At 34.7% G+C, this 25615-nt stretch carries 22 protein-coding genes; 6 read left to right on the top strand and 16 right to left on the bottom strand.

What is annotated here, in order from left to right; all coding sequences use genetic code 4:
- Nucleotides 1-3 precede the first annotated feature (3 nt).
- A complete protein-coding gene (locus tag EFREU_RS00245) occupies nucleotides 4-1359 on the bottom strand; it encodes a CoA-disulfide reductase (RefSeq protein ID WP_100609042.1) in 1356 nt (451 codons plus the stop codon).
- A 32-nt stretch (nucleotides 1360-1391) separates the two neighbouring features.
- The gene (mnmG, locus tag EFREU_RS00240) at nucleotides 1392-3272 is read right to left on the bottom strand and encodes a tRNA uridine-5-carboxymethylaminomethyl(34) synthesis enzyme MnmG (RefSeq protein WP_100609041.1); all 1881 of its coding nucleotides are present in this window, start codon (nucleotides 3270-3272) and stop codon (nucleotides 1392-1394) included.
- A gap of 498 nt (nucleotides 3273-3770) precedes the next feature.
- Here mnmG and EFREU_RS00235 point away from each other — a divergent pair, with 498 nt between their 5' ends.
- Both EFREU_RS00235 and EFREU_RS00230 read left to right on the top strand, forming a co-directional pair.
- A complete protein-coding gene (locus EFREU_RS00235; RefSeq protein WP_100609040.1) occupies nucleotides 3771-4367 on the top strand; it encodes a lipoprotein in 597 nt (198 codons plus the stop codon).
- Between the two features lie 332 nt (nucleotides 4368-4699).
- On the top strand, nucleotides 4700-6904 hold the full coding sequence (locus tag EFREU_RS00230; protein WP_100609039.1) for a lipoprotein: 2205 nt from the start codon (nucleotides 4700-4702) through the stop codon (nucleotides 6902-6904).
- A gap of 57 nt (nucleotides 6905-6961) precedes the next feature.
- On the opposite strand, the gene metG is transcribed toward EFREU_RS00230, so the two are convergent.
- The 5 genes from metG to msrB all read right to left on the bottom strand — a co-directional run bounded on the left by metG (nucleotide 6962) and on the right by msrB (nucleotide 11584).
- On the bottom strand, nucleotides 6962-8536 hold the full coding sequence (gene metG, locus EFREU_RS00225; RefSeq protein ID WP_269798737.1) for a methionine--tRNA ligase: 1575 nt from the start codon (nucleotides 8534-8536) through the stop codon (nucleotides 6962-6964).
- Nucleotides 8537-8547: 11 nt separating this feature from the next.
- The gene (gene pth, locus EFREU_RS00220) at nucleotides 8548-9111 is read right to left on the bottom strand and encodes an aminoacyl-tRNA hydrolase (protein WP_100609037.1); all 564 of its coding nucleotides are present in this window, start codon (nucleotides 9109-9111) and stop codon (nucleotides 8548-8550) included.
- 17 nt (nucleotides 9112-9128) lie between these two features.
- Nucleotides 9129-10187: a ribose-phosphate diphosphokinase gene (locus EFREU_RS00215; RefSeq protein ID WP_100609036.1), complete on the bottom strand. Its 1059-nt coding sequence runs from the start codon at nucleotides 10185-10187 to the stop codon at nucleotides 9129-9131.
- A gap of 100 nt (nucleotides 10188-10287) precedes the next feature.
- A complete protein-coding gene (locus tag EFREU_RS00210) occupies nucleotides 10288-10737 on the bottom strand; it encodes a hypothetical protein (protein ID WP_100609035.1) in 450 nt (149 codons plus the stop codon).
- Nucleotides 10738-11161: 424 nt separating this feature from the next.
- Entirely contained in the window at nucleotides 11162-11584 is a 423-nt protein-coding gene (msrB, locus tag EFREU_RS00205; RefSeq protein ID WP_100609034.1) for a peptide-methionine (R)-S-oxide reductase MsrB, read from the bottom strand.
- A 187-nt stretch (nucleotides 11585-11771) separates the two neighbouring features.
- On the opposite strand from msrB, the gene EFREU_RS00200 reads away from it, so the two are divergent.
- Nucleotides 11772-13307 (top strand): ABC-F family ATP-binding cassette domain-containing protein, encoded by a 1536-nt coding sequence (locus tag EFREU_RS00200; protein ID WP_100609033.1) that lies wholly within the window; start codon nucleotides 11772-11774, stop codon nucleotides 13305-13307.
- 11 nt (nucleotides 13308-13318) lie between these two features.
- A complete protein-coding gene (locus EFREU_RS00195; protein WP_100609032.1) occupies nucleotides 13319-13732 on the top strand; it encodes a hypothetical protein in 414 nt (137 codons plus the stop codon).
- Nucleotides 13733-13742: 10 nt separating this feature from the next.
- On the opposite strand, the gene EFREU_RS00190 is transcribed toward EFREU_RS00195, so the two are convergent.
- The 3 genes from EFREU_RS00190 to EFREU_RS00180 all read right to left on the bottom strand — a co-directional run bounded on the left by EFREU_RS00190 (nucleotide 13743) and on the right by EFREU_RS00180 (nucleotide 15876).
- Entirely contained in the window at nucleotides 13743-14546 is an 804-nt protein-coding gene (locus EFREU_RS00190) for a TatD family hydrolase (RefSeq protein ID WP_100609031.1), read from the bottom strand.
- Between the two features lie 22 nt (nucleotides 14547-14568).
- Nucleotides 14569-15369 carry a TatD family hydrolase gene (locus EFREU_RS00185; protein ID WP_100609030.1) on the bottom strand — a complete coding sequence of 267 codons (801 nt, stop codon included), beginning with the start codon at nucleotides 15367-15369 and terminating at the stop codon, nucleotides 14569-14571.
- A 198-nt stretch (nucleotides 15370-15567) separates the two neighbouring features.
- Nucleotides 15568-15876: a hypothetical protein gene (locus EFREU_RS00180; protein ID WP_100609029.1), complete on the bottom strand. Its 309-nt coding sequence runs from the start codon at nucleotides 15874-15876 to the stop codon at nucleotides 15568-15570.
- Between the two features lie 243 nt (nucleotides 15877-16119).
- Between EFREU_RS00180 and EFREU_RS00175 the strand changes: the two genes are divergently transcribed.
- Together EFREU_RS00175 and EFREU_RS00170 are read left to right on the top strand one after the other, a co-directional pair.
- Nucleotides 16120-16773, top strand: coding sequence for a nitroreductase family protein (locus EFREU_RS00175; protein ID WP_166666712.1), 654 nt, complete (start codon nucleotides 16120-16122; stop codon nucleotides 16771-16773).
- Nucleotides 16774-16902: 129 nt separating this feature from the next.
- Nucleotides 16903-17871: a GMP reductase gene (locus EFREU_RS00170; RefSeq protein ID WP_408608281.1), complete on the top strand. Its 969-nt coding sequence runs from the start codon at nucleotides 16903-16905 to the stop codon at nucleotides 17869-17871.
- Between the two features lie 27 nt (nucleotides 17872-17898).
- Here the strand turns inward: EFREU_RS00170 and EFREU_RS00165 are convergent, their stop codons facing one another.
- From EFREU_RS00165 to EFREU_RS00140, 6 genes are all read right to left on the bottom strand, one after another.
- Entirely contained in the window at nucleotides 17899-18828 is a 930-nt protein-coding gene (locus tag EFREU_RS00165) for an ROK family protein (protein WP_100609026.1), read from the bottom strand.
- A complete protein-coding gene (locus EFREU_RS00160) occupies nucleotides 18829-19287 on the bottom strand; it encodes a PTS sugar transporter subunit IIA (RefSeq protein WP_100609025.1) in 459 nt (152 codons plus the stop codon).
- Between the two features lie 3 nt (nucleotides 19288-19290).
- The gene (locus EFREU_RS00155) at nucleotides 19291-21954 is read right to left on the bottom strand and encodes a glycoside hydrolase family 38 N-terminal domain-containing protein (protein WP_100609024.1); all 2664 of its coding nucleotides are present in this window, start codon (nucleotides 21952-21954) and stop codon (nucleotides 19291-19293) included.
- A 2-nt stretch (nucleotides 21955-21956) separates the two neighbouring features.
- The gene (locus EFREU_RS00150; RefSeq protein ID WP_100609023.1) at nucleotides 21957-23852 is read right to left on the bottom strand and encodes a PTS fructose transporter subunit IIC; all 1896 of its coding nucleotides are present in this window, start codon (nucleotides 23850-23852) and stop codon (nucleotides 21957-21959) included.
- A gap of 11 nt (nucleotides 23853-23863) precedes the next feature.
- Nucleotides 23864-24634, bottom strand: coding sequence for a hypothetical protein (locus tag EFREU_RS00145; protein WP_100609022.1), 771 nt, complete (start codon nucleotides 24632-24634; stop codon nucleotides 23864-23866).
- Between the two features lie 105 nt (nucleotides 24635-24739).
- Nucleotides 24740-25609, bottom strand: coding sequence for a MurR/RpiR family transcriptional regulator (locus EFREU_RS00140; RefSeq protein ID WP_100609021.1), 870 nt, complete (start codon nucleotides 25607-25609; stop codon nucleotides 24740-24742).
- Nucleotides 25610-25615 lie beyond the last annotated feature (6 nt).

Raw genomic sequence — 25615 nt, 5'->3', positions numbered from 1 at the left:
TGGTTATCCTTCCTCCAAACTTGCTGCTAATTTTGATAAGGCAATATTAATAATATCTACCGGCCTTGAAAAGGGGGGCGCATAAGGTAAATCTAATTGTTCTAGTTCATTATCCACTTTGGTTCGGCTTCATATTAATGGGATTAAAGCATCAATCCTTAGAATGGCACTATTGTAACCAACAATTTGTGCCCCAATTAAGGTTTGACTTTTTTTATCCATTATTACTTTTAAGGTCAACGGTTTTTGGTGTTTCACGTAATCAGTTCGGTCTTTATCTTTGATAATGAGCGACTTAAAATCATAACCATAAGCTTTTGCCTCTGCTTCACTCAAGCCAGTTCGGGCACACTCTAAATCAAAAACTTTGATAATAGCTGTTTGCAATTGACCAGCATATTGAGTTTTAAGTCCACTCATATTGTTGGCAACTACTTTAGCAAACTTTCGAGCTACAGTAGCTAAAGCTAGGTAGTCATTTTTACCAGTCACACGGTTCAAACTAGTGGCACAATCGCCACAACTTCAAATATCTTTTAGATTTGTGGACCCGCGGCGATCTACGACCAAAGCGCCATTATTAATCATTTCTAAATCAGTATTTTTTAAAAAATGTGTCGCTGGGCGAATACCAATGGCCATGATTACTGCATCAGTTTCCACTTCTTGTCCTGAAGCCAATTTCAACTTAATGGCTTGGCCTTGGTCATCAGTCACAATTTCTACAAGTGAATCATTATTAAAAACTCTGATATTTTTTAGACTCAATTCTTCGTCAATTAATTCAGTCATTTCTTGGTCAAAAACCCGAGCCATCAATCTTGGTTGTGCTTCAATTAACGAAATTTCATAGCCTAAATTTCCTAAGGCTTCCACTGTTTCAAGACCAATAAAACCAGAGCCAATAATCGATACTTTTTTAACTTTAGGCAAAAGTTTCTTAAGACCAAAGGCGTCTTCTAAACGAGTGAAAGGAAAAACATTAGGAGCCTCAATACCAGGTATTTTAGGCATAACTGGTTCTGCCCCCACTCCGATAAACAATTGGTCATAGGTATCAGTATTTTGTTGACCATCACTGGTTTCAAAATAAATCGTCTTTTTATTTGGGTCAATTTTTGTTACTTTAGTTGAGGGTTTAATTTGAATATTGGCTTTGGCAAAATCTTCAATACTACGGACCAACATCCGTTGGTAATCATCAAAATGTTTCCCTAAATAATAAGGGAGACCACAAGCACCAAAAGAAACATAACTTTCTTTTTGATAAACTATGATTTCTCAATCTGCATGCAAACGACGCAACCGAGCTGCCACCGTCATGCTAGATGTCGAACCACCAATTAAAACTATTTTCATAGGCAAAATACTCCTAGATTTGATATGGTAAGTTAATCTTTTTCATAAGGATAATTATGTTTTAGGTAGAAAAGTAACATTTGAATATCTGCAGGGTTAACTCCAGTGATTCGTGAAGCCTGACCAATGTTTAAAGGTTGAATTTGCTTTAATTTTTGTCGGGCTTCGGTTGCCAAATTGGCCACTTTATCATAGTCCAGATCTTGAGGAATTTGTTTCTTTTCCAATTTTACTAATTTTCGGACCAATTCTTTTTCTTTAGCAACATAGCCCGCAAAACGAGCATCGATTACCAAAGATTGCAATTGATTAAAAGTTAGTTTTCCTAATGAAGGCACGAACGGAATAAGTTCCTCAACTTGGACCGTTGGCATCTTAATAATCTCATACCCCGAATAACCTTGTTGAAAATTTGCTTGTTTTTTTATACGTAAAATTTCTGCTAGTTCTGATTTTGGTGTAAAACGTAAGAGTTCCAAATCAGCTTTAGCCTTTTGAATGGCCATCAAACCCTCTCGATAGCGATTATAATCTTCATCACTTACCAACCCAATACTAAAACCATGTTCTTTTAAGCGGCTTTCAGCATTATCATTGCGTAATAGCAAGCGGTGTTCAGCACGACTCGTTAATAAACGATAAGGTTCGCAAACACCTTTATTAACCAAATCATCAATCATCACTCCTAAATAAGCTTCATCGCGTCGTAAGACAAAGGGAGGCTCATGGTTTAAAAATCTTACTGCATTAATTCCAGCCAATAAACCTTGCCCAGCAGCTTCTTCGTAACCACTAGTCCCGTTAATTTGGCCCGCCGTAAAGAGACCCTTAACTTTTTTAACTTCTAAACTCGGTTTTAATTGTAATGGATCAATAACATCGTACTCGATTGCATAAGCTCAATGCTTCACTCGCACTTTTTCAAAACCAGGTAATGATTCAAGCATCTCTTTTTGAATTTCGATGGGCATTGATGTTGAAAAACCTTGAATATATCAAGTATCACCATCGCGGGTTTCTGGTTCGATAAAAATTTGGTGCGTGGTTTTTGTAGGAAAACGAACAATTTTATCTTCAAAGCTTGGGCAATAACGAGGTCCAATTGACTTGACAGTTCCTGAATACATGGCTGATTTATGTAAATTATTTTCAATAATTTCTTTGGTTTTTTCTGTACTATGGATAAGATAACAAGGCACTTGCTCACTAACTGGCGTAAACTCCTGAGTGCAAGCACTAAAAGCTAAAGGCAAATCAGTTCCAGGTTCTAATTTAGCAGCACTTAAATCAACCGAATCACGGTAAACCCGGGGTGGAGTACCGGTTTTGAAACGCAAAAGTTTTAAACCTTGCTCTTTAAGGCTTTTGCTAATTCCACTCGTGGTTTCTTCTTCGTTAGGACCCGCTTGATGACGTTCCACACCTTTCAAGATTTCGGACCTTAAATAGGTACCGGTTGTTAAAATAACTGCCTTAGCAAAAATTTGGGTTCCGTTGGCTAAAGTAATCCCTTTAATTTCGTGTCCTTCAACCATCAATGACTCAACTGGTTGAGCTAATAAAGTTAAATGTGATTGTTTTTTCAAGACTCTTTGCATATACATAGCATAGGCCTCTTTATCCGATTGCACTCGAAGGGCCCATACCCCCGGTCCTCTGGATGAGTTTAATAGCTTTGTTTGCAAAGCCGTTACGTCGGCAGCTTTAGCCATTTCACCACCTAACGCATCAATCTCACGCACTACAATCCCCTTGGCTGGACCCCCAACACTTGGATTGCATGGCATTGCTGCAATCTTATCTTCGTATAAATTAATTAATAACGTTTCTTTTTTTAATCGTGAAGTCGCTAAAGCGGCTTCAACACCAGCATGGCCACCACCAACGACAATAACATCATAGTTTTGCTTCATAATAACCTCCTTAGAAATTAAAAACTACAAAAATTAGTGTTATATCTTTGACATATGACATCTATTGTTTATTTTACAATAGGAGGAAACTTTTACCAATTCTTCTTTCTAGAGAACTAGAAAAATTTGCAAATTATTTAGGTATTTAAAATGAATGGTTAAACCTTTTAAAAAACAATTTGTCCTAATTTTAATATAGGTCATTGTTACCATTTGGGCCTTAACTATTAATGAATATCTCAACATGTATTAGCCTAATTAAAAGCCTTACCTTGGGGTAGACTAGTTTTTGCTTATTGATTTGTCATTATTAGTTATTTAATTAATAATTATCGCATTAATTTTTATTTGGGTGAAAAAGCAGGGCATTTTTGTTAAAAATCATATAGGGCATGGTTTTTAATTATTAGTAAACTTTTAAGGGTCTTAATATTTCCTCCTTTTATTATTGTTTTTTATGATAAAAGGAAGTTAGAAAAAGGAAAAAAGGATACCCAAATGAAAAAATTATTATCTATTTTAAGCTCCGTAGGATTACTAGCAACCACTAGCGCAACAGTTGTATCATGCCAAGCAAAAGATAATGAAAATGATCATGAAGAAGATATTTTTGCAGGTGATGATTTTGAAGTAGCCGGAATTAAAGAAACTTGAGAAATTGGAGCCTACAACGGAACCGAAATAGATCCAAAAACACCAAAATTGTGACTAAATCAAGCCGAATTTGATTCTTTTAAAAAGGGGGAATTGGCTGAAAAAATTATTGCTGAAAAAATTTGAACCGGAATGTTTGATGCCCGTCATGGTGCCTCAGATGAGGGGACTGCAGATTCGCTAAAGGATTTTAGCACTAAAAAATTATGAACTGTTATTCATTTCACCAATCTTGAGGGGCTAAAAGACGTGGAAGGCAAATGAGAGCCAAGTTCTGATAATGAAAAACAATTTACTTTATTAAAAGAAGAATCTCAAAAATTTGGAGTTAATCTAGATGTTGATGTAATTAGTTATACTGATGTCGAAAACCCAAGACAAATCGGTTTAGAAGCTAGTGGCATGACTTTTATTAATGGACTAATTATTAATATAATTTAAAATAAAAAACTTAATAAGTAAAAAACACCCTATTTAGATTGGGTGTTTTTTTATTCCTCGCTATAAAGTTAATAATTCTAATAAATTAATTAAAAATAAAATTGCTTTTTTGAGGGATTAGCAACATGGTGTTAGTAGTTTAAAGAATATCTTCGCCATTAACACAATTATTAAAAATTAAAAATAGCCTTCTAGTTAATTTTTATTTTAATTAGTAAAGAAATGGTTCCAAAATTAGAAGAATTGTTAGTTAGGTCTTGATTTTTTAAAATAGTTAACTCTTTATTCTTTTTTGTATGTTAAAAGAATAGTAAGAAAGAAAGGATATCAAAATGAAAAAATTACTATCGATTTTAAGTTCGGTTGGATTATTGGCTACCACAAGTGCTACTGTAGTTGCTTGTGGTAATAAAAATGACAATAAAGCAATTCAGCCAAATGACTTACAATTATTAAATAAAGAACCAATTAATATCATTGTGACAGATCCAACAAAGATTGGAGCGGAAGAAAAAGATAGTATCATTTCACAAGCTGATCAAGTAATTAATCCTCGCATCAAAGAAATGTTAAAGGTTGCAAAAGTTTCGCCGCTAGACGAAGCAAAAAAACCAGAAGACCCAGAATACGATGTCCATTACACTATTGAGGGATTAGTTTTTAAAGACAATTTATTAGCCAATACACAAGTTACAGTAAAGGCTAAAGAAGACAAAAATCTTCTAATAGGTGAGTCGGACAAAATAACCCTTAATTTCATAACAGATAAAAAAGTTCTTCAAGAAACGATTAAAGTGGCAGAAGAATTGATTAAGAATACATCTGAGCCAGTCGAAGGTTCTGTTGAAGTTCTACAATTAGTTATTAACGAAGCGCAAGACATTGTTAATAAAGTAGATGCAACTATAGAAGAAGTAAATGCAACTAATACTAAATTAGTTAAAGCTATTCAAGATTTCAAAGATGCTCAAGAAAAAGTAGCTATTGACAAGGCTAAAGAAGTTTTAACTAACAAAATTAGTGAAGCTCAAGGTTTAATCATTGCTGAAAACAAAGACACTGACTATGCAAAAGCTTTACAAGCAGTAATCGATGAAGCGCAAGACATTGTTAATAAAAACGACGCTACGAAAACTGAAATCGAAGATGCTAATACTAAATTAGTTAAAGCTATTCAAGATTTCAAAGATGCTCAAGAAAAAGTAGCTATTGACAAGGCTAAAGAAGTTTTAACTAACAAAATTAGTGAAGCTCAAGGTTTAATCATTGCTGAAAACAAAGACACTGACTATGCAAAAGCTTTACAAGCAGTAATCGATGAAGCGCAAGACATTGTTAATAAAAACGACGCTACGAAAACTGAAATCGAAGGTGCTAATACTAAATTAGTTAAAGCTATTCAAGATTTCAAAGATGCTCAAGAAAAAGTAGCTATTGACAAGGCTAAAGAAGTTTTAACTAGCAAAATTGATGAAGCTCAAGGTTTAATCATTGCTGAAAACAAAGACACTGACTATGCAAAAGCTTTACAAGCAGTAATCGATGAAGCGCAAGACATTGTTAATAAAAACGACGCTACGAAAACTGAAATCGAAGATGCTAATACTAAATTAGTTAAAGCTATTCAAGATTTCAAAGATGCTCAAGAAAAAGTAGCTATTGACAAGGCTAAAGAAGTTTTAACTAGCAAAATTGATGAAGCTCAAGATTTAATCGATATTACTAAAAATTCATCAATTGAACAGTTACTTAAACAATTAAAGGGAATTTTGAACGAAGCGGAAGGAATTAATGCTAATCAAGATGCCACTAAAAGTGAAGTAGACACAATTAATCAAAAATTAGCAGACATGATAGAAAAATTTATTGATGCTCATTTAGGTAAAGCGAGATTAAACTTAGGTGATTTAATTAAGAGTGCTTATTCGTTAATCTCTGCTACGAAAGATGCTACCGAAGGATCAGTTAAGGTTTTAGAAGAAGTAATTGATCAGGCTCAAGAAATTTTGGATCAGGTGGAAGTAAGTAGAGATTGATTGATTAACACCATTAATATAAATGCACGTTTATCTAAAGCTATTGAGGACTTCAAAGATGCGCAAGACCCAACTGAATTAGGTAAACTTATTTCAGAAGCCAACGATTTGATGAATGAAACTAATTTTGATGCTAAGTCTTCCGACGATTTAAAAGGAGCTATTGCTGAAGCCAAAAAAGCAATTATAAGGTCTGATAATACAATGATTAAATTGGCAAAAGAGAAATTGGCAAATGAAATTCAATCATTTATTAATCTTCATTGAGCAAAAGCCGAAAAATATCATAACGACCATATAAAGGTTGCAGAAAAATTAATTATGTTTACTAAAAACCCTGTTGAAGGCACACCGGAACAATTAAGAAAGGCCATCAATAATGTTAAGGACGCTAATAAGCAAGAACGTAATAAAGATTCTTTAATTAACCTTTTCAAAGCTAATAAAGAATTATACGATGCAATTCAAAATTTCTTAAATCAAAATAAAATTTTTAAATAAAATATTGATTTATTTTAATCATCAAAAAACATCCTTTATTAGGATGTTTTTTGATGATTAATTTTCTAAAAATTGATGATCTTTAATTCGTTTGAAAAGAATTTTTCGTTCTGGCAGTTTATCAAGATGAAGATGACTAAAGGTCTTTAATTTCTCAGGATCTCAAACAATTTTATCAGCTCCTAATTGTTTGAACATTTCAGGAGTTGTTTCCACAAGAACTGGTTCTAGTAAATACGTCATGATAATTAAGTTCCGTTGTAGCGTTACCAAAACTTTTTCTAATTCTTCCTGATAACCATCTCTATCTAAAACTCAAGGTTCCTCATTTTCAATGTATTTATTGAGAGCAACCCCTAAGTCCAACACAACGTTAATAGCTTCGCTAATTTGGTAATTATCCATTAATTTTTGGTATTTATCGATGGTTTGATGACCAAGATCAATCATTTCTAAATCCACATTTTTTAAATTCAATAATTTCCCATTAGAATATTGCGTAATCATTTTATTGACACGAGAAATCAAATTACCAACATTATTAGCAAGATTGACATTGAATGATTCAATAAATAATGGTCCACTGAAGTTACCGTCACGTTCTGTTGGCAAATCATGGGCCAAATAGAAACGCAAGGCATCAGCACCAAACTCATTAATTAACACGAGAGGATCAATGACGTTCCCTAATGACTTACTCATTTTGGTATTTTTATTCATTATTCACCCATGTGCTAAAAGGGTATTAGGTAATCTTAAGTCTAATGATTTAAGGAGAACTGGTCAATAAATCGAGTGGAAACGAATAATCTCTTTTCCCACAAATTGAAGAATTTCAGTGTCTTCGGCCCAAAATTTTTCAAACTGAGTTTTATCAGTTTGAAAATAGCCCAGCGCTGTTAAGTAGTTAGATAACGCATCTAATCAAACATAGACAACATGCTTTTCGTCACCAATAATTGGGATCCCTCAATCAAATGAAGTGCGCGTAATTGATAAATCTTTTAAACCAGGTTCCACAAAGTTTTTTAGCATTTCTGACCGACGGTAGTCCGGTTTCAAAAAATCGGTTTTTAATAAATCTTCAATAAAATCTTGAAACGCACTAACTTTTAAAAAATAGGTTTCTTCGGTTAATTTTTCTGGTTTATTTTGTGAAATTTTGCAACAACCAGTTTCATCAATTTGTTCTGGAGTCAAAAACTCTTCACAAGAAACACAATAAAGTCCTTCATAATGGCCTTTATAAATTAAACCTTTTGTTTCTAACGCTTCAAAAATTTTCTGCACTGCTTGAACGTGATTTTCATCGGTGGTACGAATGAAATAATCATAATCAATATGAAGTTTCTTTCAAAGATCTTTAAATTGGTCAACACGTTCATCGAGATAAGCTTTGGGACTCATTTTGAATTCCGCTGCCTTTTTGGCAATTTTTTGGCCATGTTCATCCGACCCTGTCAGAAAAAAGACTTCGTAACCTTGACGTTGTTTATAACGTTTCATGATATCAGCCAATGTTGTTGTATAGGCATGCCCAAGGTGAAGTTGTCCACTAGGGTAATAGATTGGCGTTGTTACATAAAACTTTTTTGACATATGTTTTCCTCTTTCTGATAGGCATTGATGAATAGCGAAAAATATTAATTATAACGAGTCATAATTTGTTGAAAATTAGGGTTTTGCGTCCAATCATTTAAAAAAGTTTTTAAAGATTCAAAACTTTTTGTGAGTTTAGCAAAATCTTCATTATTAAAATTAGCAAGTACCCAACTAGCTAATGGTTGGCTGGGTACTGGAGGTTTGCCAATTCCTAACCTTAAACGTTTGAAATTTTGGTTTCCCAATTGTTGAATAATACTTTTGAGACCATTGTGCCCTCCAGCACTTCCTTGAAGTCGGAATTGGTTTTTACCAATAGAAAAATCCTTCTCATCATGAATTATTAAAATGTCTTCTTGGGGAATTTTATAATATTGCGCCAAACTTTGCACACTATAGCCCGAATTATTCATATAAGTCTGTGGATAAGCAAAAAGCACCTTTTCGCCATTAACAATGGATAAGTAAGTGATTGCTTGATGCTCACTTTTCTTTTGTAAATAACCATAGTGGTCTAACAACAAATCAAGCATCAAAAAACCGGCATTATGCCTTGTTTTTGTGTACTCTGACCCCGGGTTACCTAAGCCAACAATCAATTTCATAATCTAACCTTAGTCTTCTAGTCTTTTTTTAAATAACGGTTAATGTGGGTGAAAATTTCTGCTTGCTCATCATTATAAACTTGCGTTAAAGAATGCTTATTAACTGAAGCCTTAATCATATCAGCTAACATATGAGCAATCGAAACCACTTTTAAGCCTTTAAATTGACGATCTTTAGGAATATCAATAGTATTTGTGACCACCACTTGTTTGATAATACCTTCTTTAATGGCTTGTTCCATTTTTTGGGGAGCCTGACCACTAAAAACACCATGCGAAGCAAAAATATAAACTTCTTTCGCCCCTGCCTCTTTTAAGGCTTTGGCTCCATTGATAATTGTGCCTCCAGTATCAATCATGTCATCGACAATAAAGCAAGTTTTCCCTTTAATATCACCAAGGACAAACTCAACTTCAGCTTTATTTGGTTCGGGACGACGTTTTGCAATTACGGCTACTCCATCGGTCATTGAACCAGTATAAGAATCAACTTTATGGACACGGGTTAAACCACCATGGTCCGGTGAAACTAAAATACAGTTTTTCGGATCTAAATGTTCATCAATAATCGTGTCAATAATTTCGCGAGCTAGTGTTTGAGCTGCTGAAAAATTATCCATCGGAATGTTAAAAAATCCCATAATTTGTTGTGAGTGAATATCGATAGTAATTACCCGATCGGCCCCAGCAGTAGTTAATAAATCTGCTACTAATTTAGCCGTAATTGGTTGGCGTCCTTTTGCCTTACGGTCTTGGCGAGCATAACCATAATAGGGCAAGACAACATTGATTGTTTGAGCGCTTCCCCTCTTTAAAGCGTCAATAGCAATTAATAATTCCATTAAATTATCATTTACAGGAGAATTAGTTGACTGAATTAAATAAACATCTTTCCCTCGTACTGAATCTAAAGCTTGGGTCAAAATTTCACCATCGGCAAAACGAATTGTATCAATTCGTTTTGGTTCAATATTTAAAATTTTGCAAACTTCATCTGTTAGTTTTTTACTTGCGCTTAGGCTAAAAATATTGATTTCGCCTTCATTGTTGGCCGGATGGGCCTGTTGTTCGTTCATCTCTTATCCTCAATCTCTACATTTAAAATGATATAATTTTTTCTAAAAAATGAAAACTTTTCAGACTACAAAAACGCAAAAAATAACCGAAAAAACGGGATTAATGATTATTTTTGGCTGATTTTTGTTCCACAAATTCTTCAAAGTGAAAGGCTGAAGTTGGGTCAAGGATTTCAAATTTTAAGACACGTATCTTCCCAAATCGGTGGGTTCGATACCGAAGTTTAGCATAGTAACGATGATAATTATGAGAATCACGGAGTAAAGTCAAACTTTTAAACCTCGCATAAGGAATTATTAAATCCTTTGAACGAATGTCCCCAGTTTGGCGCCTCACGATTAAATTTTTATTAGTAGCTAATACCAAAATAACTTGGTTTGTTAGGCTAAGACTGCTTCCTTGCCCTAATAAAGCTGAATAAACAGTTTCGTCTTCAGCTACCATTTTATTTGCTAGTTTTTCATATCTTCCAAGCGACAACGGCGACAAAGTGTCGTTAGCCCAATGATGCTCATAGAGATCGTGAAAAACTCTTTTTCCACTCTTCATATTCTACCTCGGGTTTATTTTAACAAACTGCTCTTTGCGAAGGAAAATAGTTCTTCAAAATTAAAAAAGTGATGAAAAAAGGTTGAAAAGATATATCGATAAAGGTACGATAATACGATTCTTAAATAAGAATCGTGACATAGAAATGGTGGAAATAAAATGCAAAGTAGAAAAAAAGATAATCTAGAATACAAAAGTAGGAACGGTTATAAAAAAGAAATGGCTTTGGCAATATTTTTTCTTAACCAATTAAGAAAAAATATCAAAACTAGTGACTCAGAAAAAATTACCTTCCAAACCCATTTTATTGGAAGTAAAAAAACCAACCTTATCGCGGTTAATCCAGAAGATAAACACTTTGATTTTGATATTAATTTATGCTTGGATTTAGCAATAACAAAAGAAAAAGGAATAAATAAAATTTTTATATTAAATCTAGATAGTCTCCATAACCTTCTTCAACCATATCCTTTTTCGGCACAAAACGAATGGCAGCAGAATTAATACAATAACGTTTGCCTCCATGTTCTTTTGGTCCATCATCAAAAACATGACCAAGATGGTTATTACTTGATTGGCTAGTTACTTCTGTTCGTACCATGCCGTGCGAATAATCGGCATGATGGTTAATTTTTTCAGACTTAATTGGTTTAGTAAAACTCGGTCAGCCACAACCAGAATCAAATTTGTCATTGGATGTAAATAAAGGTTCTCCAGTCACGATATCGACATAGATACCCTTTTCCTTATGGTTCCAATAAGCATTTTGAAAAGGTGGCTCAGTTCCCTTTTCTTGGGTAATATGTTTTTCTCAAGGTGTTAAGGTTGATTTATCACGTTTTTTCATTTTAACCTCTTACTTGATTTTACAAATTTTGGTTATCTATCTTTGGAAAAGCCTGCTAAAAGTAAAAAGAGTGACAAACAAATAACAAGAAGAACGCGAATTTTAAGTGCCAAACCTCCATTTTTGCCTTTAGATAGGAATTAAATTATAATTTATGCAATGAAAGATAAGAGAGTGATCAATTAACATGAGTTTAATTAATATTGAAAATTTAGGACACCAAAACGGCGGAAAGATTCTTTACCGTGAAGCCAATATGAGAGTTAATAAAGGTGAACATGTTGGCTTAGTTGGACCGAACGGAACCGGAAAAACAACCTTGTTAAATTTGATTGCCCAAAAAGCGACCCCTGATCATGGAACTATTGAGCTTCATCCCAAGGCAAAAATTGGTTACCTTGACCAACATCAAGACTTGGATGGGAGTCAGACAGTCGAAGCTTATTTAAAAGATACCTTCCAAGAACTTTACCAACTGGAAGCCAAAATTAATGATGTTTATGAAAAAATGAGTGTTGATTATCAAGAAAGCGAATTAACCAAGGCTCTTTCCTGGCAAGAAGAATTATCAATTCTTGGTTTTTACGAAATTGATAAAAAAATTGGTAACCTCGTTAATGGTCTTGGGATTGACATTGGCAATCTTGAAAAACGTTTAGACCAATTATCAGGCGGTCAACGTGGAAAAATAATTTTGGCAAAATTATTGTTAAAAAATGATGACTTTATTTTGCTTGATGAGCCTACTAACTTTTTAGACGTCGCTCAAGTGGAATGATTGGCGAAGTTTTTACAAAGCTACGAAAACGCTTTTCTTCTTGTATCCCATGATGTAGATTTTATTAATAAAACAGTAAGTATTATTTATGCGGTGGAAAACCAAGAGCTGAACCGTTACGTCGGAAACTACGATAAGTACCTAGAACTTTCAGCCTTAAAGGCCTCACAATATGAGTCGGCCCGACAAAGCCAACAAGAAAAAATCGCAAAATTAAAAGATTATGTTGCCCGTAATGCCGCTCGTGCTTCAACAGCCCGAAGCGCCCAATCGCGCCAAAAGCAATTAGACAAAATGGATGTTCTTCAAGCTCATTCTAAATTGGTTAAACCAAAAATGAGTTTTAAATATCGTCGTCCCGGAACCGCTATTATTGTCGATGCAAAAAAATTAGAAATTGGTTATCAAATTCCACTAATTAATCCACTTACCTTCCAATTAAGAGAAGGCCAAAAATGAATCGTTAAGGGTCATAATGGAATTGGAAAAACAACTTTCTTAAATACGATTGCTGGTTTACTAAAACCTTTAAATGGGGAATTAAAAATCGGAAATGGTGTCGATATTGCTTACTTTCACCAGGTAGAAAGTTTTCATGAGGAAACTCCGATTAGTTATCTAATGCACCTTCATCCCGAAATGTTAGAAGGCGAAGTTCGAGCTACGATTGGTAAATTTGGAGTGAAATCAGAGTTAATGATGAACCCTCTTAAGAGTTTATCTGGAGGTGAACAAACAAAAGTAAAGTTAGCCGCTTTAAGTTTAGAACCAAATAGTTTGTTAATTTTAGATGAGCCTACGAACCACATTGACGTTTTGGCTAAAGAAGCCCTATTAGAAGCTATTCAGGAGTTTCCGGGTACTGTTTTAATTACCACCCATGATAGTAACTTCGAAACTCAATGGGCTGATAAAGTATTAAATTTTGAAGACTTTATTGATTAAAAAGGAATGTAATGGAAACTTGTTACCTTTGTAAAAGAGCCATTAAAAGTTATCAGTTAGTAGAAGATAATTTGCAACAGCGTTGGAAAAAGACTTTAGTCCACCGTGGTTGCAAAACAAGGTTATTTAAAACTTTGAAGTGATTCTTTATTTTTCTAGGAATTTGTGTCGTTCTTGGTATTATGTGTTTTATACTTGGTATCGTTTTAATGATTACTAATGATTCAAATAGCTTTGGTATAGAGCCAGGTTATCTTTTTGTTCTTCTCTTGGGATTTATATTGCCGATAATTGGGATGATTGTTCAGGGAATTGCTTTCTTCCTTATTCGTCAAAAAATTCAATCAGAACATCATGAAGATGATTTTATTGATCAAGAAGCTTATATGGAATACCAAGAACTTCATTCAAAAAAAGATGCTTAAGTGTTAACACTTAAGCATCTTTTTTTCCATTCAAACCAAACAATTCTCTTCCATTATCACTAGTAGTCGCAATTACCACCTCAGACGAAACATTACGTAAACTGGCAATTACATTAATAACCACAGGTAGGAAACGGGGGTAATTAATTTTCTTTTCGTAAGGACGCGGCGCTTTGTAAGGCGCATCCGACTCAACTAGCATCCTATTTCAAGGAATTCTTGTTGCTGCCTCGCGCATATTTTTGTTATTGGTAATATCGCCATTAAACGATAAGTAGCAACCAAGATTTAAAAATTCTTCAGCAACTGCTCATGGTCCAGCAAAGGAGTGAAGCATTGCGCCCTTTAGTTTAGGGAACTCTTTTAAAATTTTTAAACCATCACGATAAACTTGGTCACTACCATCATCATGAAAATGTAAACAAACCGGCAAATTGTGCTTGATAGCAAGATTTAATTGATCTCGAAAGATTTTGCGTTGTCTATCTTTATAACGTTTGCTTCGAGAATAATCTAAACCAATCTCTCCAATTCCAACAACTTTATTAGCATTCGCTAAAAAATCGATTTGTTCAACTGCTTCATCACTAAATAAATGCGCTTCGTTAGGATGGATTCCTACTAGGGCATAAACTTGGGAATTCTTTTCTGCTTGAATGATGGCTAATTTTGATGATTTCACATCATAGCCGACACAATTTAATAAATCAATTCCAGAATCTTTAGCATCACGCACCAACTCACTAGAAGAGATGTCTAATTCGATGTAAAGATTGTCATTTAGATGACAATGGACATCGTAAATTCCAGCCATATTTTTTCCTCTTTTTCTATTTTTATTTTAAATTAAAAACTTGAAAAGCGTTCTCTGTCGTATGCTTTATTATTTCCTTTGGCGTTAAGTTTTTTAAATCAGCAATTTTTGCGACAGTATAGGAGATGTATTTCGGAAAATTTTTTTGTCCCCTTAAAGGATGAGGAGTTAAGTAAGGAGCATCTGTTTCCACTAATAAGCGATTTAGTGGAATCATTTTAGCAGCCGTTTGTAAATCTTTCGCATTTTTGAAAGTAACTGCACCTCCGATATTAATATAGCAACCTAAGTCTAAAAACTTTTGGGCATAAGTTTCATTGGCTGAGAAACAATGAACAATCATTCTTGGTGCCGGAAGACTCTTGATAATTTCTAAAGCATCATCGTAAGCTTCATAGTTATCCTTCGCATCACGAATATGCATCATTAATGTTAGGTTATTTTTACGAGCAATGTCAATTTGAGCCTTAAACCATTCTTTTTGGAGTTCACGGTGTTCTTTGGCTCAATAATAATCTAATCCCACTTCACCAATTGCAACAACTTTCGGCGATTTAGCGAGTCTCGCTACCTCTTCTAGAGCTGCTTTGGGGAAATTGTGGACATCCATCGGATGAATCCCTACTGCCACAAACATATTGGGATAAGCTGTTGCTTGCTCTAAAGCTAATTTAGATGACTCTAAATCAAAGGCACAATTGAGAAAGTAACCAACTCCAGCCTCTTGGGCTTCTTTAACTAGGGTTTTTATCTCAAAACCTTCGTCAGCATATGAGCCATCATTAAAATGGGTGTGAGCATCAAAAATTAAATTTTTATCCATTGAAGAATTTTCTCCTTATTTTAAAAACTTCCTTCAAAATGAAGGAAGTTTTTATCAATTCCGAATCCCGATTAAATAGCAATTAATCTTAGTTTATCTATTGGCTTAACTAAGTAAGCGATTTAGGATTATTCCAAAAGCGAATAATATCGATTAAATTATTTTATTTATTAGGTACTTAGGTTTTTGATTCTATAACTAGTTTAGTTCGAAACGACGTACGCTGTAATCAACATCTTGCGTAAAACGGTTTTGTTTGTGTTTGTAAAGCAATGTGATTGATTCTGGCTTATGGTTATCAAAAGCTTGTTTCAAGGCATTAGCAGTAGCATCTCAAGCGATACAATGCACTTTTTTACCATCGTGATTTACTCAAAATTCTAGTAAATCATGTTCATCCCCTTCACGTGTTACAATCGTTTTAAAAACGATTTCGTCAAGATTTTCAACTGGGAAAGTCCCATTTAATAAGTTTGAATCTCCACGATTATCAAAATTGTTTGTCACTTTTACCTCCTCGTAATAGTAAGTTGTTTCAGTTCAAAGAGAGGAAAAAATATTTTCTGGTCAATTTAAAATAAAACTTATCCTTATTTTATATTAATAAATCTTAAAAAGTAGTCCTATTTTTCGGTGGAATTGTCTTTTTTGTCGAAAATAAAAATAAACTTTTGAGTTGCCTTTCTCTTGGACGAATATTTTGCTGTTTTTTACATGCTAAAATTATTTTTGAACGTAAAAAGGAGATTTATGTCAAATTGTCAAATTGTCAAGTTGATGACCAATCGTTATAGTGCCCGAGTTTTCGATGAAACCTTTCAAGTACCAAAATCGGTTCTAGAAAGTCTTTTAGAATCGGTTAGGTTAAGTCCTTCGGCTTATGGAGCCTTGAACTATCGTGTGCTCGTATTTCCAAGATCAAAAACTCGTTCCGAGTTAAACCCTATTTTTGGTAATCAAAATAACTTTGTTACTGCTTCTGAAATTATTTTGTTCGTCGCTGATCGGTGAAGCAAGGTCGAAAGTCAAACTGTGGATAAAACAATTGACCTCATGTTTCCGGACTCTCAAGATAGTTTTAAAAAGCAAATCTATGCAAATAATTTTCACCAACGTTATGATGGTCTTTACAAAAACAATCCTCAACTTGGCGATGAATGAAGTGCGAAGCAAGTTTATATTGCCTTAGGTGTTGGTTTGGTGGCCGCCGAAAGTCTTGGTCTAGACTCTTGCCCTTTGGGAGGATTTGACGAAAAAGCTTGCACCAAATGACTTCAAACTAAAGGGTTGATAGCGCAAGATGAAATGGCAGTTATTGCCTTAGCAATTGGGAAAGCATCGCCACATCCGAAAAAAGCTAAAATTCGCCAACCAATGGCAGAATTTGCCAAAATCATTAATTAACGAGGTAGTAATCACCGTCGGGGTGGTAATATTGCCTCTTTTTAAGGACTTTTTTGTATAATTAAAACATCGACTTTGCAATCCACACGCGTTGCAAAGTACATCAATCAGAAAGTAGAGAAAAAAATAATAATGAAAGCATTTGATTATGAAGATATTCAATTAATTCCCGAACTTTGTATAGTTTCTTCGCGAAGTGAATGTGACACAAGCGTTAAATTGGGAAAACACACCTTTAAACTACCAGTTGTTCCTGCCAACATGGCTACTATTATTAACGAAGACCTAGCTTTTCAACTAGCAAGTGCCGGTTACTTTTACGTAATGCACCGTTTTAATGTTGATTTTGTCGGGTTCATTCGAAAAATGAAAAAGGCTAATTTGGTCAGTTCAATTTCTGTCGGTGTTAAACCAGCGGATTATGAACTGATTGACAGTTTAAATAAAGAAAACTTAGTCCCCGATTTTATCACGATTGATATTGCTCATGGACATGCCGAAAGTGTTAAAAACATGATTCAATATATTCGGAAGATATTTGCTGATAAGGTGTTTATTATCGCTGGAAATGTAGGAACACCCCAAGGAGTGAGAGACCTTGAGGCATGAGGTGCTGATGCCACTAAAGTCGGAATTGGTCCTGGAAAAGTTTGCATCACAAAATTAAAAACTGGTTTTGGAACCGGAGGGTGACAATTATCAGCGGTTAAATGATGTAGTAAAGTAGCTACGAAACCCATCATTGCTGATGGAGGTATTCGAGTTAATGGTGATATTGCCAAATCAATTCGCTTTGGAGCCAGCATGGTAATGGTCGGTTCGCTATTTGCTGCTCACCAAGAATCACCTGGAAAAGTAGTTGAAATTGATAATGAACTTTACAAAGAATACTTTGGAAGCGCTAGTGAGTTCAATAAAGGCGAAAAGCGCTATGTTGAAGGAAAAAAGGAAGTTATTAAAATTCGTGGATCAATTTTTGAAACTATCACAGAAATGACCCAAGACTTACAATCGTCAATTTCTTATTCTGGCGGTAATAAAGTTGCCGATATTAAAAAAGTTAATTACGTTATTCTTAAAGATGCTAATCTATTTTAAAAAAAATCACCCAATTGGGTGATTTTTTTAAACATTGGTTTCTAGGGAATTGTATAGTTCAACTTGCAAAGGAGTTTTGTTGTTTAAAGCGAGAAAATAGGCCCCATGGAGGTTAGCTTCATTCTTGAAGGTAGCGGCTTTTAAACTAAAAGTAAGGGGCATCCCTAAGTCCGCATAAATTCTAGTGACATATTTTTGAAGATGTTTCATAAAAATTTGGTTAGCACTAATTCCACCGCCAATTAAAAAAATCTCCGGAGTAATAGTAAAGGAAATATTAACGATAGTTTTTGCAAGGTTGAAAAGCATTTCATCTAAATAAGCAAATTCTTTTTGAGGTTCTAGTTGCTTATCGTAAGCTTGAAAATAATTTTCTAATTTTTGTTGCTCACCTTGACTTGCTAATAAGTCGTTAAGTCGCTTCTCTACATTGCGCGGTGAAGCGACTTGCGAAAGGTTTTGATAAGGTTCATTGACATGATTACTTGCTAAAAAACAACCAAATTCGCCGTTCAAACCATTCAAGAGTTTGCCGTTAATCATTAAGGCACCTCCAATACCAGTTCCTAAGACCATCGTAATGATATTTTGGTAGCCTTGGGCTGAGCCGTATTGGTTCTCCGCCACTAAGGAACAATTTGCATCATTTTCCACACTAATCGGTAAGTTATAACAACTCAATTCTTTTTTCCAGTTAAAGCCTTCATAATTAAGAATTGCTGATAAACCAGAAATCGTTCCGTTAGCATTCACCACTCCACAAGTGGCAAAAGATAAAGCAGTGATTACAAAATTGCTTTGAAAAAGGGCAATTTTTTCTTTGATTAATTGTTTGAGGATCGCACTTTCAATTAAAGCTTCATGGTAATCAATAATATCAGTTTTAATTAAGGAATGATTTGTATCAAAAAGAGCAATTTTGGTGGCGGTTCCGCCAATATCAAAAGTTAAAATCATTTACTTAACCTCAACCTTATTAATTAGCGCATGCATATCTTCAGCAGTTTGAGCATTGATTAATTGTTGACGGAATTCATCATTGATTAATTGGCGGGCAATACTACTTAAAATTTTTAAATGGGCTTCATCAGCTCCGCGATCAGGAATTGCTAAAGCAATTGCGACTTTGGTTAGTGAACCGTCAATTGAGTTCCATTCAATACCATTGGCAAACGTAAAGACAAAAACACCAGGTTTTTTAATATCAGTAATTTTGGCATGAGGAATAGCAATCCCATCATTAAAACCTGTAGAACCTTCTTTTTCACGTTTATGAAGTCCTTTGAGAACTTTTTTATAGTTGGTGGCAAAGCCTAAATCTAAATATTTTTGGGCAATTAGGGCGAAAGCTTCTTTTTGAGTTGAAACTTGATTATCAAGAAAAACATGGTCAATGTTAAAAATTTCTGCTTCCATACTTTATAAAACCTTTCTAAAATTTATTGGTAAAAGGACAGTAACAATTTCTAGTGGTTGAATGGTAAATGAACTTTTCGTTTCGAAGATTTCTTCTAAACCGTTTGAACGTGTCAACGATAAAGGTTCATTATTTCAAGTCATTGAAATCGTGATTGGCTTTGAACTGCTATTAAAACCACGAACTAAGATTTGTTGGTGATCTCAGGTTAGTTTTAAAGTTTTTACAATAAAATCACGGTTGTTTATTTCTAAGAAAGTCTTCGGTAAAATCTGGTTTAGGTTTGGTTTTGGCAAAAGAAAACGGTCAAAGCGATGCGCTAATTTATTAAAATTTTGCACTTGATAAAAGGGTACTTTTAAAATTGTGTTTTCAGCCAATTCTCAACTATTTTCTTGGTTATCAGCAAATCACCAAGCTTCAAAAACAAGTTCCTTTTGAAGAAAAGCAGCATCATTAGTAGGCACCACAATTTCACTGGTTCCAGAGGCTCTTCCTGGTCGCCATAGAAGGTTATTCCGACCTAAATAAGGGACACTACGGTAAAGTGTGAGGTGTAATTCTTGGTCATTAACTACTTCATACTCATTTAAACCATTAGTAATTCAACCAAGTTTTTCAGTTGCATTTTGAAAATAAACAAACGATTCCATTGTTTCAATTGCAACTGGTTTTTCGGTTCATTTTTCTTCTTCTCAAACTGCCAAATCATTTTCCAAGTGCGTTGGGCGTTCAATTGTACAATAACTTTGGTTCGCAAAAACAGAACTTTGTTTTTGCGAATTTTGAGCCACAATTCTTCAACGAATGGTTTCCACTTGGTTTTTAACCACAATTCGGCAATAGATAGTTGGTTGATCGGTTAAAAATAATTCTAGTTTAACTAATTGTTCTACCAATTCGGAGTTATCAAAACTCTTCGGCACTAAATAGGTATTATTGATGATAATGTGTTGCACTTGATCAAAAATTTCGTTTTTTGTAGTAGTTTTAATGAGTTTTTCAATTGGTAAATTAGCGTTTGAAACTGGAGAATAATCGTAAGAGTCTCCACCATCAAATTGAGCGTAAAGTTTGAACTGGTTTCGATAAATTTTGGCATTTTTATAATCATATAAATCAATCGTTCCATCTTCATTAATTTGCGGACAATAGAAACCATGATTTTTTTTGCGGCAAGCTTTTTTGGCCACTTCTTTGGGTGTTAAAATGGTAAAACTCATTGGTGACAAACTAGTCTTTAAAATAAGAACATCAGTTTCATAAAAAGTGGCAGTGCCAGTAGTTGCCTCCCCCTGAGTGGCATCAATAGCAACCACTTGTTGACCACCGGAATTACTTTTTTGCTTTAAAACTACATGGTGAACCCTATTATTTTTATTGTCGAAAAGTTCAAAGTGTTTAAATGGAGTGAAAACTTTTAGTTGGATATCTTTTTCTAAGCGATAAGGCTTAGGATTAAAAACTAATAATTGTTCTTCCTTTAAATTAAGAGCGCTAGCAAAATTTTTCAAACATTTAGTCGTTTCTGAAAGCACAATATCGTTGGCTTGTCTTAAGCGCACTAGAATATCAGCATTGGTTTGGTCACTATTGCAACCACCCGCACTATCATGAGCTTGGGAAAGCAAGATTAACTTTAAGGCTTTGTCAATTGTTGCTTGTGGGTAACCACCCCCAAGACTTCATCAGCAAATCGCTAAAGGTTCCAAAACGTTATAAAGGTTTGTCTCTACTTGTTTCATCAACATTTTAATATCAGCTCTTTGCGAACCAATTGTTTTATGAATTCTTGATAAGGCTGGACTTTTTAATTCGTTTTTTAAAGTTCCTAATTTTGTCTCATCCACTTTTAAATTTTGGAAAAAATCATCGTAATCTGACAGGATTCATTCATCTGTTGACAGTTTGTTAACTGCTTCAAGAAACTGCGGGGTTCATTCATTAATTGGTGCTTGATCTCCACCCAGAGGTAAAAGTAACGTTTTCTCGGTATTTGGTGAATTTTTTTTGAGATCCTCGACAATTACTTGCATGTTTTCTAGGAAGGTTAGGGCTTGTGTGTCCACATTTTTTTCGTTGAGGGCAAGGTAAGGGAAATTAGATCCTGCCGATCAATAGCCAAATAAAAGGTTATAAGCATTAATGGTTGTTCCGTCAATTCCCTCTCATTTGGTATAAAGGCCATACTTTTGGATTTCACCTTTGCGAACCCCACGTCAATAAAGGAAATTGTGAAGATTAAATTGCTTATAAATTTGTGGCATTTGGGCATTGTGGCCAAATGAATCAGGAACATAAGCGGTATGCAAAAAGTGACCACTATAAGTTTCAGCTAACTTTATTCCGTATAGCAAATTTCTAAAAATTGATTCTGAAGTGGTGTTGAAGAAATCTGGTTGGGTATATCATGGACCAATAATAATTTTCTTATCAACAAGAAGTTGGTCTAGCTCAAAATCCTCAGGATAGTATTCACGATAATCATCAATGATTGATGTTTGTCCATCATAAGTAAAATTTTTATATGATTGATTCTTTTTAAAAGTTTCTTTAATAGCTTTGATATTTTGAATTAATAAGACATCACTATCTTGTTTTGTAAAATATCATTCTTTGTCTCAATGAGTATGAGGGACTACATATATTTTTCAAGAATCATTCATTTTTATTCAACCTCTACTTTTTGGGCTTTTTTCTTTTTGAAAGTGAGCATTTTTGGTTTTGTAGTAACTAATTTATGACAATTTTGGCCAAATTTTTTTCAACCTTGTCATTTGTCAACAAAATATTTGGCAATACTTTTACCGATTCAAGTTCAATATTCTTTCGTCGATTGCCAATGATTGCGGAAATAAGTGATAAAGAAATGATGAATTTTTTGCAAAATAACTTTTGGTTGTTTAAAGAAAGTTTTAGTGTCAAGTCATAAACTATGGCGACGGTCAGCACGAGTTTGTTGCTCCGTTTTTAAAAGTTCTGCTTCTTCACCGACGACTTTTTTCTTTAGTAAACCAGCAATTGTGGCGGTTACCACGATGCCCAAAACAATGGGCAAGATTCAAGCCATTGGTCAGAATGGTGCGCTATTTTGTTGAATATATCCTAAAAAAGTTCCTAACGGTGACCCAAGACCAGCAGCAAATTTAACATTAAATAAAGTAACTCCCAAACCAGCGACAGCGGCTCCACAACAATTAGCAAAAATAACACGGAAGGGATCGGCGGCAGCAAAAGGAATTGCGCCTTCAGTAATTCCCATAATTCCGGTTCCCAAAGCCGCTTTACCCATCACCCTTTCGTTTTTGGTATAACGATTTTTGAAAATAATGGTCGAAAGTCACATTCCTAGTGGTGGGACAGAAATCGCTGCTTGCGCTGCAGTTCCTGGAATAAAGTTGGCATCCCAATAGCCGCCACCATTGGCTAAGGCGGTCGCTAACGTTTGGTAGAAAATGACTGTTCCAAAGACTAAGGCTGTTTTATTGAATGGACCCCCTAAGTCGAAGGCTACCATTAAGGAAATCACAAGCGCTAAGACATAACCAGTACCGGCAAATTGTTTTTCAAGCGACACCAAACCATCGAACATTCCTAACACAAGGTTGGCAATTGGTGGACCAATGACAAACTTAGTGAAAGTCGCAATCGCAAAGGTGGCGACAATCGGAATAATCATCAACGGGACTACCGGTAGTAAAATTCGTGGTCAACGAATAATTTTTAATATTTGCACGGTTCAACCAGTTAAAATTCCGATAATAATCGCCCCTAAAAAGCCGGCTCCCGGTTCAATAACAGCATTGGGTGCAACCGGTACAGAAATACCAAGCATTTTATTATCATTAATAATTCATCCACCAATAATTCCTGGCGCTAAACCTGGTTTATCCGCCATTGAATAAGCAATGAAGCCAGCGAAAAGCGGAATCATTAATTTAAATCCCAACCCTCCAACATCCATTAGGAATTGTGGAAATGGTCTTTCGCCCAAAACCCAATTTTCTGTATAGTCTCCAACAGAATCCAGATACTCAGTTTGAAAGGCACATAAATTCGCAATAGCCATTAGAATTCCTGCAGCAATTGTCAATGGCAAGATTCAAGAAATACCCGTCATCATATGACTCAGCATTCCTTTTCGCTTAGTTGTACCAAAGGTGACATTGCCAACTTTAGTCCCTTTTTTTCCATAAGGAGTGCCCTTGTCTCAAGCTTCGACTAGGAGATTGGCCGGGTCTTTAATGGCATCATTAACACCGCATTGGAAAGTTTTCTTGCCTTGAAAACGACTAAGGTCGATTTTGACATCGGCCGCAATAATAACTAAATCGGCTTCACGTAGGATATTTTCAGGAATGATATTCTCAGCTCCAATCGTTCCTTGAGTTTCTACATGAATTTTATGACTTAGTTTTTCAGCAGTTTTAGTTAACTGTTCAGCCGCCATATAAGTATGAGCTACACCAGCAGCACAAGCGGTGATGGCAACAATTTTTAGGGATTGCGTTTGTGGCTCAGGCGTTGATGAAGTTGGTAAATTTTGTAATTGATCGTTATCCATAAACCCGTCCTTTATTTAATTGTTTTATCCAAGAAAAACATAATTGGTTCATCAAGCGATTTCGGTCCAAATTGAATTAAAAAACGCATCTTAGCAACCTTCGCAGTTTCGAGATTTGTTCAAAAATCATCTCACTCATCACTTCTTTGCTCTGGAAGTCAATTCAGAAGCGAATAATTTTTTTGGTTGGCCACAAAACCATCGGTACTTTGACGTTGGTTATTCATAGCCTTTTTTTCATTTTTTTTCGCTTCAGTAACAAATTGATGGTAATTATCTGATAGTCAAAAATGGGAGTTTTCAAGTTTGGCTGTTGGCTCAATTATTGCTAAATCGGCCAGTTTCACTGATAAATAAGAACTTTTCATTAACTCAAGAGTTTGTGACTTAACTCCTGCTTTACTCCAATCTTCAACAACTTCACCAGTCACCAAATTTTTGGATTGGTTAATAAGTCCACCCGCTTGATCATCTTTGGGTATTGTCGCAATTTCCGCAGCTATTTTATTGGTAAAACTATCAAGTCATTGACCAATTGTTGTCTTGTAATCATCATTAACCACTGGCGGTTTGACTCAATCAATTGAGTCGCCAAAGGTTGGAATCAATATTTCATTTTCAGAGTCGTATGTCGTCTCCAGGACTTGCTTTTTAGCTACTCTCATTATTGTTTCAATTTTGTCAATTGAAAGCGGTGGCGTTTTTCAAGAACATGAAACAACTCCAGCACTTGTGGTTGAAACTAGCGAACAAGCGACCAAGAAACTTAAAATTTTCTTCATAAAGCCCCTTTCATTATTAGGTCATCTCTCTACTTACATTTCTATCTAAAGAAAGGGTTAATGTTTAGTCTTGCTTTGCTTAGCAATAAAAAACGGAATATGGTTCTAGCCAATTAATCCATGATCTCGTCAAGAGTCAATTTCTTCCCGTAGCAAACGATTCCCTTTTAATTCGGAAGCATACTTTTCAAAATAAATAGTTTTCACAATATTATTAAAAATAATGTAATTTTGAATCGGTGACAAAATTTGTTTGGCGTTATAACCATCAACCCGTTTAGAAATATCATCAATTTCAATAGTTCGATCAACATACTTATTAATTGAATTATTCGAATTAGTTGTAATTAACCAGATTTTAATTTGGTGCTGTTCGAGACGTAAACGCCGTACTCAAGAATATAGTTTGCGACTGCAAGCCCTTGCAGAATAAATGATGACGACAGATTTTTTATCTAATTGCGATCAAGCTTTAAGGTATTGGGGTTCTTTGTCATTCAACATAACAAATTGTTTTGACCCAGTAAATTGACAAAAACCAAGAAAATCTTGTAAGGCTAGATAAGAGTACCCAAAACCTAAAGTGATAATCTTGGGATAATTATGAATATCTTCCACAAAGTCATTTAAGTATTCTTTTTGTTGGTTAAGAAGGCGAAATGTTTGTTCATTGGAACGAACCATCAAGTCATTGATTTTAGTTAAATTCAAAACATCGTTAGTTAAATCAGGATTATCTACTGATGCATCCTGTTGGCCAAGAGTATAGCCAAGATAAACCAGGAATTCTTTGAGATCACGTAATTTAAGTTTTTCAAAGAAGCTATAAATAAAACTCACGCCCACGCCATACTTTTTCGCTATTTTGTTTAGTGGCGTTGCAATTAGTTGATTATAGTTAGCTAGACATCAATCGTGAAAATCAACTTCGTTTTCGTTTAAAACTCCTAAATTGATTAAATATTTATTTACCATAAAATG

This window comes from Entomoplasma freundtii (assembly GCF_002804205.1).
GTDB lineage: Bacteria > Bacillota_I > Bacilli_A > Mycoplasmatales > Mycoplasmataceae > Williamsoniiplasma > Williamsoniiplasma freundtii.
The sequence above is the reverse complement of the archived record's forward strand: the minus strand, read 5'-3'. Positions and strand labels throughout refer to the sequence as shown.